Here is a 14,042-nt window from a genome sequence, read left to right as displayed (position 1 = left end):
ATCTAATTTGTCCTGCTGTTCTCTATCCGTCTGAATAAATCGAATCTCATTTAATCCGAAGCGATCAGCCGCGGCCAATCTGCTTGGGTTCTCATTCTGATTCAGCTTTCGTGAAATGATTTCCGGAATTCCACCGGCGAAAGATTGGTCTTTGCCCGGAAAAGCTTACTGAACGATTGTGCATGGTTAAATCCGAGTTCGTAAGCAATTTCATTGACTGTAAGCGTACCTGCCGCCAGTTTCTCTTTTGCTTTTTCGATCAGCCTGTGGTGTATGTGCTGCAAAGTTGTCTGTCCGGTAAGGCTGACCAGCAGGTCGGAAAGGTATTTACCCGAAAGGTTCAGTTTTTCTGCAAAATAACCCACCGAAGGCAAACCATCCGGTTGATTTTCACTGTTAAAATATTCGTCAAGAATCGCTTCGAACCGGGTCAGCAGTTCGCTGTGGGGTGTTTTCCGGGTGATAAACTGCCGGTGATAGAACCGGTTGCTCATGGTCAGCAACAACTCGATTTTTGACAACAGAATATCCCTGCTGAATGTATCGATGGGCCGTTGATATTCGGTTTGAATACTGCGGAAAAGCTGCTCGATTTCTTCCTCTTCTTCCTGCGACAGGATCAGTGCTTCGTTTACAGCATAGTGAAAATAGTCAAACGATTTGATTTTTGCTGCCAGTGAACTGTTTCTGAGAAAATCCGGATGCAGGTAAATGATCCAGCCTTCCTGCGGAAGTGTGAACCCGGGATCGAGCACGGAAAGTTGTCTTGGAGCAGTAAATCCCATCAATCCTTCGTCAAAATCATAACTTGTTTGCCCGTAAATCGCTTTACAGTCGTAATTCCGTTTGAGCGTAATGGTATAAAATCCCAGCGTGAAGCTCACTCTTCCCCGCTCCTCGTATAATGGCAGATCTTCAAAGCGGTGTATACTCATTAGCGGATGCCTCAGGGCAGGATATCCCAAAACCTGGTGGTGTTCCCGGATCGTTTCGATATGATGAACTGTCGATTTCATTCCAACGATTAAATGTAACGGATAATTAACTGCGAAGCAAGCCCATTTCTTTTTGTTTTCGCCGTGCGAACACGCGTGCAATGGTGCGTAAGGGAAATAAACCGGCAAGGAATGCGGCTCTCCGGTTGCTGCTCCCGGAAACATGGAACGCTTTTTTCCGGTCGAATGCCTGTATCAATTCCCCGGCCACCTGTTCAGGTGTTTGCGTATTCGCTCCCTCGGTCAGTGCTTTTCCCCAGGCATTGTCGTTGGCCTGTGTGTTCATGAAGTTGGAAGCTGTGAGTCCCGGGCTAAAGAACAATACGTCGACCCCGTACAGTTTACTTTCTTCCGCCAGCGAATAGGTAAAAATCTTCACGAAGTGTTTGGATGCCGCATAGACGCTCATGTACGGACTGGCAATAAATGAGATCAGGGAACCGATGTTGACAATTCTTCCGGACCGGCGTTTTTTCATGTCTGCTAAAAACAAATGGGTCAGAGCAGTGAGCGAACTGCAATTGATACGGATGATATCCAATTCCGATTGAAGTGCATTGTCCGTAAAATCTCCGCTCGAACCGATTCCTGCGTTGTTGATCAAAACATTGACGGTTAAATGCCGTTCAAAACAAGCTTTGTAAATAGCTGCCGGCGCTTCTTCATGGCTCAGATCCGCCGCAATGTATTCTGCTTTTATCCCGTAACTACCGGAAAGTTGTTCGCAAAGGTCTTTTAGTTTCTGCTCACTTCTAGATACCAGGACCAGGTTGTGTTTTTTAGCTGCAAATGCTTTTGCCGCAGCTTCCCCTATTCCGCCACTGGCCCCTGTTATTAATGTATAATTCATGTTATTCTTTTAAAACCGGAACAAAGTTCCGAAAGATGTTTTTAGCACATGGAACCAAAAGGCGGAATGATGGGTGAAAAATGCGGATAGAGATTCATTTATATTACGAAGCTTTAGGGAATTCGTGTTTGTATTTAACGGTTAAAAAAATTGCCAGTTCCCGAACATTGATTAATTTGCGCTCCAATTACGTACCGCTATGACAACAAACACTGAACAGTCACACGACTCACTTCCCGCTAATACCGCCGATGTATTGCACCAAACCCTGCTTTCCGGATTTGCGCTCAATGTAAACTTACTCATGCAGCAAATGGTTGCCAATCAGCATGCATTGCAGCAGATTCTAACGGCATCCACCGCAAAAGCAGTCGCTGAAATTATCAATCCAAACAGTGACAAAGACGCTGCAGTCATTCAAAATATAGACATTGTACTGAAAGCGATCAAAGAATCTTCTTCCGGCTACATTGATTTAATCAAGCAATTAACCCTTGAAGTGGAAAACGCTTTAAAAATGGTCGGCAAATAATCTTAATTTCATTTATTCATCAAATCACTTTTCATTATGGCAGATAATACAGCAGTAAATTCGCAGGTTACCGATTCGGTTACACAAACCAATTCGAAAGTTATTACAGATGCGTCGGCTATGGCTTTATCCAGCATATACCAAGCAATGGCTCACAGCACCGGGATTCTTTTTGAGAACGCAGTAACAACACAACAAAATATGAACGTCATTGCACAGGCTGCAACCACGCAGGGAATTACATTGCTTTATGCGATTGATACCGCAGCTGGTAGCATTTCCACAAGCAAAATTTCAGACGAATTGCCGCCTAAATAAGAATTTCACCCAAAACAAACACCACTTTGTAAGTCAACTATTTAAATGTGAAAACACCCCGCGGAATTCCGCGGGTGTTTGTTTACAATGTGGTTTGTATAACGCCAATTACTCTTTCACAATCTTCGTTACCAGTTGCCCGCGGTCACTTCCGACACTCACCAGGTAAATCCCGTCTTTTGCGGAAGACAGGTCAATAGAAGTCTTCTGGTCAGTAATGCGCGCTGAATAAACGGTTTCTCCCAACAGGTTCGTCACTGTAACCAATTGATCGGATAACTTACCTTGCTGATCAACCACTATGAAAATGCCTTTCGACGGGTTGGGAGCTATTGTCAGGAAATCGGCTATCGAAAGCTGGTCCAGTCCCAGTGAGTTAACAGTTCCGCATGCGGAAGTATCCGTACACCCGTTTTGCGTAACGATTACCGCATACGATCCGTTTACGGTAGGATTAAAGTAGGAAGATGTAGCTCCAGCAACCGGCAAATTAGTCGCACAGTCGATCCATTGATACGTGGCGATGGTTGCCCCCGATGTAAGGGTAGTTCCGTTGACATAAATCGAAGTATCCACTCCAATTACCGTAATAGACTGCGTAATGGTATCACTTCCGTCGGTATTGGACGCGATCAGTGTAACCTGGTAAACTCCCGGAGCGGTATAGCAAATCCCTGATGGGTTCTGGTCCGTGGAAGTCGCCGGTTGATTCGGAGTAAAATCCCACTGCCAGGAAGTCGGTGAATTGGTTGTCAGATCGGTAAAATTCACGCAATCACCCACACAGATCATGTTATCCGAGATCGAAAAATCCGCTACCGGTGGTGTGGATGGTGCCGGTGGTGCAGCACAGCAATTCCCGCCGCCTGAAAGGCTTTGTGTTCCGGACCAGCAGCCGTATTGCGTTTTGTGGGAGTAAACAGTCCCCGCAAAAACACTTTCGAAATAAGCATAGATCTGCGCCGCGGTGTTGCAACCGCCCTGGTTTCCTGTTCCGCAGGAATACCCGCAATCAATATACATGTAGCCATTGGGATCGCTGTAGGTAACAGGTGGTACAAACTCGATGTTGGGAGTTACTCCGCCCGGCATACCGGTAAAAGTCGTTGTTGCGATATTTCCTCCGCAAGTGGTATTTCCCCCGTTGTTAAATCCGGCGTATTCGATCCCGGTAATGTTGTTTACATAAGCCCCGGTAAAAGTCACCTCAACAGCTTCATAGGAAACAACCCCGATCTTCAGATTGGGAATGTTCACATCCACATCGATGTTCAGCGATCCACCATCGTAGTTTGAAAAAATGATAATGTTTCCGTTTGGATTACAAACCTGCGCACAGGCATAAAACCCGAACAGGAATAACGTAGATAATAGGATTTTCATAAAGTAGAAAATTGTGTGTTAATGCTTAAATATAACCAAAAAGTTTCTACACAGGCAATTTAACATTCCCAGCAACTGCACGACACCGCGAAACTTTAACGAAGTAATTACTCTCTCCGATGGCTATCGGGGCTTATTCTCATTGAATCCGAAGCGCAGCCACGGCTGCTCTGCTTTGGATTCTCATTTTGCTAGAATTGCGTTTCGTAAGGAATCCGGAAGACCACTTTTACTCCGTGTTTCTCTTTGTCCAGGTCACTTAAATTAATCACTTCAAAAGTCGTGTTCGTTCCGCTGAGTGTACGGATCCCTGCAATCCGTTCGCGGGTAATCGTTGTTGCCAAAGATTCATGGTTTCCGTTGTCCTTCACCGCATTATTCAAGCCAACGCCGTTATCTTCGATTTCAAACAGCAGGTAGTCTTTTTCCTTTGCAAACCGGATGGAGATCTTCCCGGTTTCCCCGCTTTTGAACAGCCCGTGTTCCAGGGAGTTCTCAATAAACGGCTGCGACAGCATCGGTGGAATCATCACATTTTCATCATCCAGTCCATCATCGGATGTAATTTCCCATTCCAGTTGGTCACCAAAACGGACTTTCTGGATTTCCAGATAACGCTCCAGCAATTGTTTTTCTTCTGCCAGCGTCACTTGATCTTTGCGCGAAAATGCCAGGATCATACGCATCAACTCAGAAAACCGGCTCAGGTAAGTGGCAGCGTTGATGGAATCCTGTTTGTAAATATAATTCTGGATCGAGTTCAGGGAATTGAAGATGAAATGCGGATTCATTTGCGAAACCAACAGTTTCTGCTGCAGCTGAATGTTCTTTTCACGTGCTTTGATGCGGTTGTTCCGGATAATCAGGATAAATACAACCGCAAACAACACTGCCAGCAGTACAATCCCAAAGATCAGATACCGATTCGTCGTAAGCTTTAATTGATTGATCTCGTTGACCTGTTTCAGTTCCTGGTTTTCCTGTTCCTTTTTTTCCGTTTCGTATTTTTCCTTCAGGTTGGCAATTCCGTACTGCGTCTGTTCATCATACAAGACAAATTCCGAATTAACGGCCTGCTCGTAAGCCGCAATAGCCTGCTCGTATTGTTTCAATGCTTTGTAGGAAACAAAAAGCGTGTACTGCAGCATTCCTTTTTCATTGTCCAGTCCCTGCTTGCTTTCAATCAGCGCCAGTCCTTTCTTTGCAGCTTCAATTGCTTCCGGGAACCGGTTGCTCTCCCGGTAAAAAACACTTTTCATCCGGTAGAATTGCGCCTGCACCACATCACTTTTTACTTGCGCGAAATAACGGCCGCTTTCTTCCAGGAGTTGCTCTGCCCGGTCAGCTTTTCCAAGTGACTGGGCACATAAAGCAGCATCAATCGTTCCCTGGGCGAGTAATCCCAGATCATTCAATCCCTGCTGGAGCACAAAAAACGTATCGATGTACTTTTGCGCAGTCGCGTTTTCACCGCTGTTCAAATAAAGGGTTGTAAGGGTGATTGCCGTAATGGAAGCTTCTCTTTTTGCTCCTATTTTTTGCAGCAGGTCAAATCCCTGTTGCTCAATCCGGATTCCCTCCTTGGGCTGCGAACCAAAAATAAGCATTCCCAACTGCGACAAACACAGCCCCTCCTGCTTCCGGTCTTTGATCAGAATACTCAGGTCCAATGCTTCGTAAGCCAGTTTAGTGGCCAATTCATTATTGCTGGTTTTAAACGCGTTAAATCCTTGCTGACGTTTGGCCTTGCACATTCCAAGCTGATCGCCTTTCGAATAAAAATAATCATAAGCCAAACGGGCATGTTCTTTGGCCTTATCCATATCCTGCTGCTTTTCATAATACTTGGCATAGGAAAGATCAGCAATTGCCACCCCGTAGTTGTTTTTATGCTGCTTGCTGTAAAGGTGCAGCTGGTAAATGTAATTTTTGGTTTCCGTTTCGGACTTTTGCCAGATACTCAGGTTAATGATCTTTTCCCACAGTTCTATTTTCTCCCTTTCACCGGAAACTTTCGATACCTTCCGGAGCAAATCGTCAATTTCATGCCCTTTTGCAGCAAAAGATAAAAGACACAAGGCCAAAAGTCCGATTAATTGGGAGATTTTCATGTTAAAGTGATTTAATGACAGGTAGTATTTTGATCAGAGCATCCCAAAATTAAGCATATTAAACGCAAAACCCCCAATAAAAAGGGGCTTTGTGAAAAGAGATCTTAAAATTTAACAAGGTATTCCTACCGGTCTGCCCTAATCCTCATCGAATTACCGTTTGGATTCTTACAGGTAATAGGTTCGTATCAAAGCGTCCAAATATCCTTTTTTGATAGCTCTTCGTGCAACAAAACGGAATACAGGCTCAGCTATTTTTTGAAACCCCAGCATCCTTGAATTACTCAGGTAAACGAATACCGCCAGGTCTGAAAACTTTTTAGGAGTTCCTGCCTTACTTGCCAATCCATCGTTGAACAGCCCTTTCAAAATAAAAAGCGCTTTTTCAAAATTTTGGTTGCCCGGCTTGATGATTACCCTGATCACACAGACTTCTTTTGAAACATTGTGGTAATAGTGACGTTCATGGGGAGATACCGTGGCCGCATCTCCTGCTTTCAATTGGTATATTTCTTTTCCCACTCCTGCTTCCAATGTTCCTTCCAGCACTTCAAACGTTTCGGAAAACTCCGTGTGATAATGCCAGGGTGTTTTTTCTCCCGGAAATACATTAAGTTCCATGACGCTTTCACGAACGTTTTTTGCAGAACTCACCAACCGGATAAATGCTTTTGTTTTCATAATGATTGATTGGAAGGTTTTGAAATCAGTAAAAGAATGCCGCTTACCAGGCAAATAATAATAGCAGAGATATGTGGCATTGCCTCTGCAATCCCGGTGTAATCCTTGCTCCACACAATCAGCACATCAATAACCGGGATAATAGTTCCAACCAGCAGCGTTATTCCTAATGCTTTGATTTGTTTTGTGAGTATCAGCAGGCATAAAACAACACCGGAGAAAATATCACGGATACCTTTGGTGTAATGGAAGGAATAGTCGCCCCGGTCATTAAACCGGATACCGAAGCCTGCCTCGGCTGCTTCCGGCGAAAGGAGAAATCTTGCTCCTAAGAAAATCATTCCCAAACCTACCAGGACTGCGAACGAGATTGCAATTTTTCGTGTCATATTTTTTGTTTTTAGATAGGAAACAAAATTCCACACTCCACATCCAAAAAATATGCACCTGGGTTAATTAATCATGGGACGTGGAAATTCTTTTGCGGATACGGCTAAGAGATTGTGGTTTCACACCTACATATGATGCAATGTGGTATTGGGAGATCCGCTGCTGCAAATCCGGATGGTTCCTGATAAATTTTTCGTACCGGTATTCAGGCGAATCGGTATAAAACGAACTCAGGTCTTGCAGCGTCTGAATAAACACCTGTTCAATGATGACTCTTCCAAGATACTCGCCTTGCTCTACCTGTTTATAGAACAATTGAAGATCATCGTAGGAAATTTGCAGGATCCGGCAATCTTCCAGTGCCTGGATGTTTTTTAAGGAAGGTGTTTTCGGTATGAAACTTTCGTAGTTGCAAACGAAATTATTTTCAGATGCAAACGCATACGTTCTGTCTTCTCCTTCGTGGTTGATGTAATACCGCATCAAACCCTGTACAATAAAGCCTGCGTGCTTACAGATCTGTCCTTCCGTCAAAAAGTACGCTCCTTTTTTGATCGTCTTTTCTTTGAAAAGCTGAGTAATAAGATCTGCATCGCTTTGGCTGAGTGCTGCCAGCGATCGAAAAGCTTTTATTAAATCTTCTGTCATAGTTAAGGCAGGTATCTATTTCGTCAACTTCTCAAGTTGGTTGATCGCGTTCTGGTTATTGGGGTTTAACTCCAATGATTTTCTGTAGTTCATGATCGCCAGGTCCTTATTACCTGCTGCAAAATAACCATCTCCCAAACTATCATAAGCGTTCCAGGAATCCGGAAAATATTCCACATTCAATTTGAAGATATTGATGGCAGGTGTTTTATCGGTTTCGTTTAGCAATCTGTAACCTATATCATTGATATCCCGATCAAATAAACGCAACAGGAATGAAAGGTCCTGGAAGTCAATTTCTGCCTTAATCCGGGAATAGTCCTTTGAAAAAGACGGATTAGCCAGATCTTTGAGAAAGGTCCTTGCCTGATCCACTTGCCGGAAGTTTTTTTGGCCGGAAAGATTTTCAGGAAACAGGTCCGGAATAATCACCATTGCATCCGGTTTATTCAATTCTTCCACCAGGTTGATCGTAACGCTTTTTGAATAATCGTGATAATAATAGAGATGAATCACTCTTTGGTCCAGATCATAGATAGTCGTGTATTGTGTTCCTCCTAAATCATAAGGGAAACTCTGATGCAAAATAGCGCTTAAAGAGGAGAGATAAGACAAAGTGGTATCTACTCCGGCTTCCATCATTTTTCTGCCGTTCTGGTAAAAAGGAATATCCACCAGGTTCAGATTTGGCGTTTTGGATGGACAAAAATTGGATAAAAGATAATTGCTTTCTTTTCCCATGGTCAATGCATCTCCCTCAACTACCAGGTAATTCCCGGAAGGATCTATAAAAATCCACATACCCGAACTAAGCATCGTTGTCAGATCGTATTTCCCGACTACCATATAAACTTCATCAACAGTCCGGCAAGTTTGCATAATATGCTTTAACAGGTTGTCGTCGGGAGATAATTTTGAAGGATTTGGTTTCATGGTTCTTGTATCAACAGAAAATCCGTCAAATACCAACCCTTTTTCGTTCATACCTCCCTGCGGATAAAAATTATCAAATCCCACATACATATTCCCGAAACTTCCATGTTGTCCTTTTTCAAACCACATCCTGGTATTCGGATCCCAATAATCTTCATTGTTTCCAACAAACGTCTTGTTATTGACCGTAATCTTATAGACACTGCAGGCACCCAGGTAGTAACTGAAAAGAAAAAGGAATAAAAGGGATGTCACTAATTTCATAGGCAGTATTTTAAATAGTTCTGTCAAGCAGTTACTACTGCTAAATTAGCAGTTTTCTCCATAGCATTCAATGAAGCTTGTAAATCTGGTGCCGGATCGCAAACAATACCAGCCCTGCAGTGTTTTTACAACCAATCTTAAGCAATAAATTATTCCGGTGGCCATTCACGGTGCTTTCGCTGATAAATAATTTCTGCGCGATTTCCTGGCTTGTATTTTCCTGGCAAATGAGTTCGAGCACTTCTCGTTCCCGTCGGGTGATGTCCATTTCTCCAAGCACCACCTTTTGTTTCTTCCCGTGCATAAACCGGTGCATGGCTTTGATGGTTTGCTCGTTGAAATAGTAATCGTTTGCCACTACCGCCCGGATTGCTTTTTCCACCTCATCGAAATCGGCGTTCTTGGCCAGGTAAGCATTGGCCCCGGCTTCCACCATGGCCTGGATGTATTTTTCTTCTTCGTGGATGGTCAAAATAATATTCCGGGTAGCCGGGTGCTTTTCCCGCATGATTTTCATCGTTTCCAATCCGTTTAAAACGGGCATATTGATGTCGATCAGGGCCACGTGAATATTTTCAGGACAAGTATCCAGCTGTTGAAGTAATTCTTCTCCGTTGCTGCATTCCAGTACAACCTTCAAATCCGGAATGGTGTTCAGCAGGGATATGATTCCTTTGCGGAAAAGTACCTGGTCTTCGGCTATGGCAATATTGATCATTCGTGCGTTGGATTGAAAGGTAAACGGAATGTGCACCGGAATCCCTGGCCGGGAGAAGAACTGAAATCCACCGTTCCGTCAAGGGCAAGTACACGGCTTTCGATGTTCTTGATGCCAATTCCTCTTTTTAGTTGTTTGTCGCTTAGGTCCACTCCTGCTCCATTGTCGGCATAATGTACCTGCAGGTGATTTCCTGATCCGTTGCAACCTATCGTAACGGAACCGGCCCGGGCATACTTTACCGTGTTATTCAGCAATTCCTGGATGATCCGGTAAGTAGCCAGTGAAACAACCGGACTTATTTCTTCCGGTACATGGTCAAATTCAAACCGGATGTCCATTCCGGATGCCGTTGAAACCGATTCCGTATAATTGGTCAGGGTTTGGTTCAGCCCCAGTAGTTCCAGTTCAAAAGGAATAATGGCATGTGAAATACGGCGTACACTGTTTATACCTGTTTGGATCAGCTGTTTGCTTTGTTGCAAAGTGTCTTTGTTTTTTTCGGTTTCCGGGTTCAACTGTTGAATGGAGAGCGAAAGCGTGGAGAAAATTCCGCCCAGTTCATCATGCACGTCCCGGGCAATCCGCAACCGTTCTTCCTCTGCCGATTGGATATTACTGCTCAATAATTCTTTCCGGTGTTCAGCTTCCAGCCGGAACAACTCTTCCTGTTTCTTCAGAAGATTTTTCTGATAACGGATAAAAAACAAAATGGCTCCGCAGGCTATCAGGAAAAATGCAGCCATGGTAATAATAATACCGTAATAAAAATCTATTTCCTGTTGGTTTTCCAAAATCCGGTAAGTATAAAAAGGTAAAGTACAATCAATAAAAGGCTATGCAGCGTCCAGATATTCATGAGCAAAGAGCGTCCCAAATGGTTGATATAATTACTGAAAGCAAACAAAATCAGGGAACCGGAGAAATAAATAAAGAACCCTGCATTCATATAGTTCAAAGCCTGTTGCTCTCCCGTAACCACTTTGCTTTCAAGGGTAATTGAACGGATAAACCAATGCACGGAACATCCGATGAAAATGAAAGCTTCCAGGGAACGCGTGTAAATATTAAAGCTATGCAGGCTTTCCAGTACAAAAGCATCCAAAAGCGCAAATAACAGGAATAAAACCGGCATCCCGAAAAGCCAGATCCTGGGAAGGAACGATTTGCTTTGAACAGCATACCAGGCAAACAGCAGGCAAAATTCAAGAACCGTAAATACGTGCAGCAACGGCAGGTTATTGATGCTTTCTTTCCACAGCAATAAAGATACCGCCTGTGTGACCACAGACAACACCAAATACCACGTCATTATTTTCAGGGCCTTGCTTAACCGCTTGTAACGGACAACTGACAGCAAAAACGGGGCAATAATAATCCAGGGACCATAATTAAACAGAAACGCTTTTAGCTCCATTCCATCCGAAAGCGGTTACTTGTTTGTCTTTTTCGGACAAGTGGGAGGACAAGGATAACTGAAATCATAAATGGCGGAATAATCGAATATCTTACCGCCAATATCCTCCGGAATGCATTCCAGCAGTTCTCCGGGGTTTGACGCTATCGGGTTGTGGGGATCTTCATTGCGCTCAAAACCGATAATCGGTTCCATCATCAAACAAGGTAAGGGCTCAGGTTCTCCCAGTTTATTCGCATAGTCCTTTATTCCCAGGCGACAGGAAAATCCGGTTATCGGGAAGTTATCTTTTCCGGATTCGTTCAGATTGTACGTTTTTATCCGTTCTGTCAAGTGAAGCAAGTCTTCTACCGAGAGGCTGAATGAATCAAGCGGCAATGCCTGGTAACCGGATGGAACCGGGCCTTCAAATGTTTTTGAAACAAGGATAAAGTTGTCGTTTTGCCAGCGGTAAATGCGCTTATCTGCTTCAGGAATACCAATACGGAAGTGTTCAGTAGAATCGTGGAGTGGGTTCATAACATGTATTTTTGTGACTAAGTTATCAAAATATTGACACCTCCTGACCGAAACCAGATAAAAATATCTGGTTTTAAAAACCGGTATTTCTGTGTAAAGAATTCCCTTCAGCTTACCGTTACTTTGTCTTGTTCACAAAGCGTTGCAACCTTCAAACAGTGGAACTGCACCACTCAAAAAAAGGACTGTTCCTGTTCAGTCAATTCAACAGGAGGCGGAACCCGAAAAGCCTTATGAGTAGGGACATTTAAACTACCCATTATGGCACAAATTTTTGTCGCAATTACAGTCGACGCAATCTCACTAGCAGCTAAACCAGGAGGTTCATGGAATTCTCCGATTAGCTTGGGAAGCTACAGTTCTTCCGATGTTTATGTAGAAATGATGGCACAGGGAAGTGCTGTTGTCAACGACCAGGGAGAATCGGAATTAACGATTTCCGCAAATGTCGGGGATGAGATCGTCTTCACGATTTCAGCGCCTGGTGCAGGTCAAAATTACTATCCGGTGCTTTATAACACCCAACTGGACAATGCAAACGTAAAAAGTTTAGGACCGAATACGGCAATCTGGACAAACTACTGCCTGCAATCAGGAGGTTCTGGAAGCCAGCCGCAATTTGCCAACACGATTCCTCAGGGATATCCGAATGCAGGAAGCGCCAACACGTTCATTTGTGCACAATGGCTGTTCCAGGTAAACGGAACAGGGACCACACAATACAACATGTCTTTTGCACTGTTGGACACACAGACAGGAAATGCCATTGGCTACTATCTTTGGGATCCGTTCATTAACGTTAATAACTAATTGACCGGAAACAACTTACAGAACCGGTCCTCGTTTTTATCAGGGCCGGTTTTTATCCTGAAAACCACTTAAAAGAACTGTTCCTGTTCAGTCCGTTCAACAGGAGGCGTATACCGAAAAGCCATACGAGTAGGAATAAAAATGAGATACCATGTCAGGAACTACACTTAACACAATTACTCTTAAAAACAGCACCGGCCTCGATACTTCCAAATATACCGTTTGGGTGGCCGGTTTCATCCAGCAACCCGGGAAATACCTGTACCTGGATACAAATGGGGGCTTTACAGCAACCGCAGGAAATTACGTCAATATCAACGATGGACTGACAGTCAGTGTACCAAACGTAACCAACCTGGGGAACAATCGCCTGGTGTTCTTAGTAACAGAAAACACCACTACCCCGCCGGCGCTTTCATCAACAGTTGGTTACACGGCCTATCCGTTCAATGCTGCTCCGGGAGTTTGTCCTCCGGGCCCTTACGATATTTTTGAATTCGGTCCGAATGCGCAGTACGATGTATCCGCCGTGGATTCCTTCGGACTGAATCTCTCCTTTACGGTAACCAATGATTCACTGGTTTACGGAGCAGTTACGGCCAATTCGCGGCTTGAGATCGGGGAAGCGTTTAATACCTTTACCGCTTCAGACCCGCTTGGAAGCTCCTTTACCCAATTACTGTATACAAGTCCCACAGGTGCCGGCTACCCTGATTCCATTACGGGGCAATTTTCAGCCATTGTATCACCCAAAGACTGGCTGGCGATTAATCCAACCGCTACAGGACTGAACGGTTACTGGACCGAGACCGTCAACGACTTTTTCACCAGCGGAAACCAACTCAGCCTGTACCTGAATGCAGCCACCGTAGGTACTTATTCAGGTACCAGTGACGGAACACAATTCACCCTTACAGGTCCCGGTGCTTTAAAAGTAACCATTCCTGCAACTGATTTTGCAGGCAACCAGGGATTCATGCAGGCCGTACGCGGCATGAAAACCGGTGAAAGCCAGGCTGAATACGACGCTTTCAACCAGATAGAAGCGGCTATTTTCCAGGCCATTTCACGCGGAGTTTTACTGGATGGAGTTGTAGCCAAAAGCGGAACAATTACCGATAATTACACCTCCGATGCATGGACGAACATCCAAAACTGGTACACCGATCATGCGAATGCCTACAACCAGAAATCCAGCTTGTATGACGCATACGCCAAGTTTTTCCATTGCGCACAAAACAACAGCACAACCATCATGGGCCCCAACTCTGCCCAAACCCTCGGAATGGCCTATGGCTTCAGCCTGGACGAAAACCCGAACGTAGGAAGCTGGCCAGCCGGTGATAACGTTCCATCCAAAACCAACTATTCAGTAGGATCAGGCCAGAATGTAACACTTACAGTCGGACCGTGGGCTCCTGCTTCGTAAATGAATGGGCAAATACAGAGAACTGATTATTGAAAAAGCGAATT

General features: G+C 44.3%; 16 protein-coding genes. 4 read left to right on the top strand and 12 right to left on the bottom strand.

The features are described from left to right. Positions 1–101 precede the first annotated feature (101 nt). Together ABDW02_RS02085 and ABDW02_RS02080 are read right to left on the bottom strand one after the other, a co-directional pair. Positions 102–1,016: a helix-turn-helix domain-containing protein gene (locus ABDW02_RS02085; RefSeq protein WP_343631664.1), complete on the bottom strand. Its 915-nt coding sequence runs from the start codon at positions 1,014–1,016 to the stop codon at positions 102–104. 25 nt (positions 1,017–1,041) lie between these two features. Continuing rightward, a complete protein-coding gene (locus ABDW02_RS02080; RefSeq protein ID WP_343631662.1) occupies positions 1,042–1,845 on the bottom strand; it encodes an SDR family NAD(P)-dependent oxidoreductase in 804 nt (267 codons plus the stop codon). Positions 1,846–2,044: 199 nt separating this feature from the next. Here ABDW02_RS02080 and ABDW02_RS02075 point away from each other — a divergent pair, with 199 nt between their 5' ends. Together ABDW02_RS02075 and ABDW02_RS02070 are read left to right on the top strand one after the other, a co-directional pair. Further along, complete coding sequence (locus ABDW02_RS02075) at positions 2,045–2,377, top strand: hypothetical protein (protein WP_343631660.1); 333 nt, start codon at positions 2,045–2,047, stop codon at positions 2,375–2,377. Positions 2,378–2,413: 36 nt separating this feature from the next. Next, complete coding sequence (locus ABDW02_RS02070) at positions 2,414–2,695, top strand: RebB family R body protein (RefSeq protein WP_343631658.1); 282 nt, start codon at positions 2,414–2,416, stop codon at positions 2,693–2,695. A gap of 108 nt (positions 2,696–2,803) precedes the next feature. Here the strand turns inward: ABDW02_RS02070 and ABDW02_RS02065 are convergent, their stop codons facing one another. The 10 genes from ABDW02_RS02065 to ABDW02_RS02020 all read right to left on the bottom strand — a co-directional run bounded on the left by ABDW02_RS02065 (position 2,804) and on the right by ABDW02_RS02020 (position 11,759). Next, complete coding sequence (locus tag ABDW02_RS02065; protein WP_343631656.1) at positions 2,804–4,078, bottom strand: T9SS type A sorting domain-containing protein; 1,275 nt, start codon at positions 4,076–4,078, stop codon at positions 2,804–2,806. A gap of 191 nt (positions 4,079–4,269) precedes the next feature. Then, on the bottom strand, positions 4,270–6,189 hold the full coding sequence (locus ABDW02_RS02060; protein ID WP_343631654.1) for a histidine kinase: 1,920 nt from the start codon (positions 6,187–6,189) through the stop codon (positions 4,270–4,272). Positions 6,190–6,357: 168 nt separating this feature from the next. After that, a complete protein-coding gene (locus ABDW02_RS02055; RefSeq protein WP_343631652.1) occupies positions 6,358–6,870 on the bottom strand; it encodes a cupin domain-containing protein in 513 nt (170 codons plus the stop codon). Continuing rightward, the gene (locus ABDW02_RS02050) at positions 6,867–7,259 is read right to left on the bottom strand and encodes a DUF4267 domain-containing protein (protein WP_343631650.1); all 393 of its coding nucleotides are present in this window, start codon (positions 7,257–7,259) and stop codon (positions 6,867–6,869) included. The genes ABDW02_RS02055 and ABDW02_RS02050 overlap by 4 nt, the downstream gene beginning before the upstream one ends. Positions 7,260–7,326: 67 nt before the next feature. Next, positions 7,327–7,908, bottom strand: a complete 582-nt coding sequence (locus ABDW02_RS02045) for a Crp/Fnr family transcriptional regulator (RefSeq protein ID WP_343631648.1) — start codon at positions 7,906–7,908, stop codon at positions 7,327–7,329. Between the two features lie 15 nt (positions 7,909–7,923). Then, the gene (locus tag ABDW02_RS02040; protein WP_343631646.1) at positions 7,924–9,105 is read right to left on the bottom strand and encodes a hypothetical protein; all 1,182 of its coding nucleotides are present in this window, start codon (positions 9,103–9,105) and stop codon (positions 7,924–7,926) included. 67 nt (positions 9,106–9,172) lie between these two features. Then, complete coding sequence (locus ABDW02_RS02035; RefSeq protein WP_343631644.1) at positions 9,173–9,823, bottom strand: response regulator transcription factor; 651 nt, start codon at positions 9,821–9,823, stop codon at positions 9,173–9,175. Next, positions 9,820–10,569 carry a sensor histidine kinase gene (locus ABDW02_RS02030; RefSeq protein ID WP_343631642.1) on the bottom strand — a complete coding sequence of 250 codons (750 nt, stop codon included), beginning with the start codon at positions 10,567–10,569 and terminating at the stop codon, positions 9,820–9,822. Before ABDW02_RS02030 ends, ABDW02_RS02035 begins: the two co-directional genes overlap by 4 nt. Before the next feature lie 26 nt (positions 10,570–10,595). Further along, a complete protein-coding gene (locus ABDW02_RS02025; RefSeq protein ID WP_343631640.1) occupies positions 10,596–11,135 on the bottom strand; it encodes a hypothetical protein in 540 nt (179 codons plus the stop codon). Positions 11,136–11,255: 120 nt separating this feature from the next. Beyond that, on the bottom strand, positions 11,256–11,759 hold the full coding sequence (locus ABDW02_RS02020) for a hypothetical protein (protein ID WP_343631638.1): 504 nt from the start codon (positions 11,757–11,759) through the stop codon (positions 11,256–11,258). Positions 11,760–12,020: 261 nt separating this feature from the next. Between ABDW02_RS02020 and ABDW02_RS02015 the strand changes: the two genes are divergently transcribed. Together ABDW02_RS02015 and ABDW02_RS02010 are read left to right on the top strand one after the other, a co-directional pair. Then, positions 12,021–12,569, top strand: a complete 549-nt coding sequence (locus ABDW02_RS02015; RefSeq protein ID WP_343631636.1) for an AidA/PixA family protein — start codon at positions 12,021–12,023, stop codon at positions 12,567–12,569. A gap of 151 nt (positions 12,570–12,720) precedes the next feature. After that, positions 12,721–13,998 carry a hypothetical protein gene (locus tag ABDW02_RS02010; RefSeq protein WP_343631634.1) on the top strand — a complete coding sequence of 426 codons (1,278 nt, stop codon included), beginning with the start codon at positions 12,721–12,723 and terminating at the stop codon, positions 13,996–13,998. Positions 13,999–14,042 lie beyond the last annotated feature (44 nt).

This window comes from Fluviicola sp. (assembly GCF_039596395.1).
GTDB lineage: Bacteria > Bacteroidota > Bacteroidia > Flavobacteriales_D > Crocinitomicaceae > Fluviicola.
The sequence above is the reverse complement of the archived record's forward strand: the minus strand, read 5'-3'. Positions and strand labels throughout refer to the sequence as shown.

Excerpts from the sequence above, each read along its gene's own strand:
- ABDW02_RS02085 (WP_343631664.1), bottom strand. The coding sequence starts at position 1,016 with ATGAAATCGACAGTTCATCATATCGAAACGATCCGGGAACACCACCAG.
- ABDW02_RS02075 (WP_343631660.1), top strand. The coding sequence starts at position 2,045 with ATGACAACAAACACTGAACAGTCACACGACTCACTTCCCGCTAATACC.
- ABDW02_RS02030 (WP_343631642.1), bottom strand. The coding sequence starts at position 10,569 with ATGGCTGCATTTTTCCTGATAGCCTGCGGAGCCATTTTGTTTTTTATC.
- ABDW02_RS02065 (WP_343631656.1), bottom strand. The coding sequence starts at position 4,078 with ATGAAAATCCTATTATCTACGTTATTCCTGTTCGGGTTTTATGCCTGT.
- ABDW02_RS02050 (WP_343631650.1), bottom strand. The coding sequence starts at position 7,259 with ATGACACGAAAAATTGCAATCTCGTTCGCAGTCCTGGTAGGTTTGGGA.
- ABDW02_RS02025 (WP_343631640.1), bottom strand. The coding sequence starts at position 11,135 with ATGACGTGGTATTTGGTGTTGTCTGTGGTCACACAGGCGGTATCTTTA.
- ABDW02_RS02060 (WP_343631654.1), bottom strand. The coding sequence starts at position 6,189 with ATGAAAATCTCCCAATTAATCGGACTTTTGGCCTTGTGTCTTTTATCT.
- ABDW02_RS02010 (WP_343631634.1), top strand. The coding sequence starts at position 12,721 with ATGTCAGGAACTACACTTAACACAATTACTCTTAAAAACAGCACCGGC.
- ABDW02_RS02070 (WP_343631658.1), top strand. The coding sequence starts at position 2,414 with ATGGCAGATAATACAGCAGTAAATTCGCAGGTTACCGATTCGGTTACA.
- ABDW02_RS02080 (WP_343631662.1), bottom strand. The coding sequence starts at position 1,845 with ATGAATTATACATTAATAACAGGGGCCAGTGGCGGAATAGGGGAAGCT.
- ABDW02_RS02035 (WP_343631644.1), bottom strand. The coding sequence starts at position 9,823 with ATGATCAATATTGCCATAGCCGAAGACCAGGTACTTTTCCGCAAAGGA.
- ABDW02_RS02020 (WP_343631638.1), bottom strand. The coding sequence starts at position 11,759 with ATGAACCCACTCCACGATTCTACTGAACACTTCCGTATTGGTATTCCT.
- ABDW02_RS02015 (WP_343631636.1), top strand. The coding sequence starts at position 12,021 with ATGGCACAAATTTTTGTCGCAATTACAGTCGACGCAATCTCACTAGCA.
- ABDW02_RS02045 (WP_343631648.1), bottom strand. The coding sequence starts at position 7,908 with ATGACAGAAGATTTAATAAAAGCTTTTCGATCGCTGGCAGCACTCAGC.
- ABDW02_RS02040 (WP_343631646.1), bottom strand. The coding sequence starts at position 9,105 with ATGAAATTAGTGACATCCCTTTTATTCCTTTTTCTTTTCAGTTACTAC.
- ABDW02_RS02055 (WP_343631652.1), bottom strand. The coding sequence starts at position 6,870 with ATGAAAACAAAAGCATTTATCCGGTTGGTGAGTTCTGCAAAAAACGTT.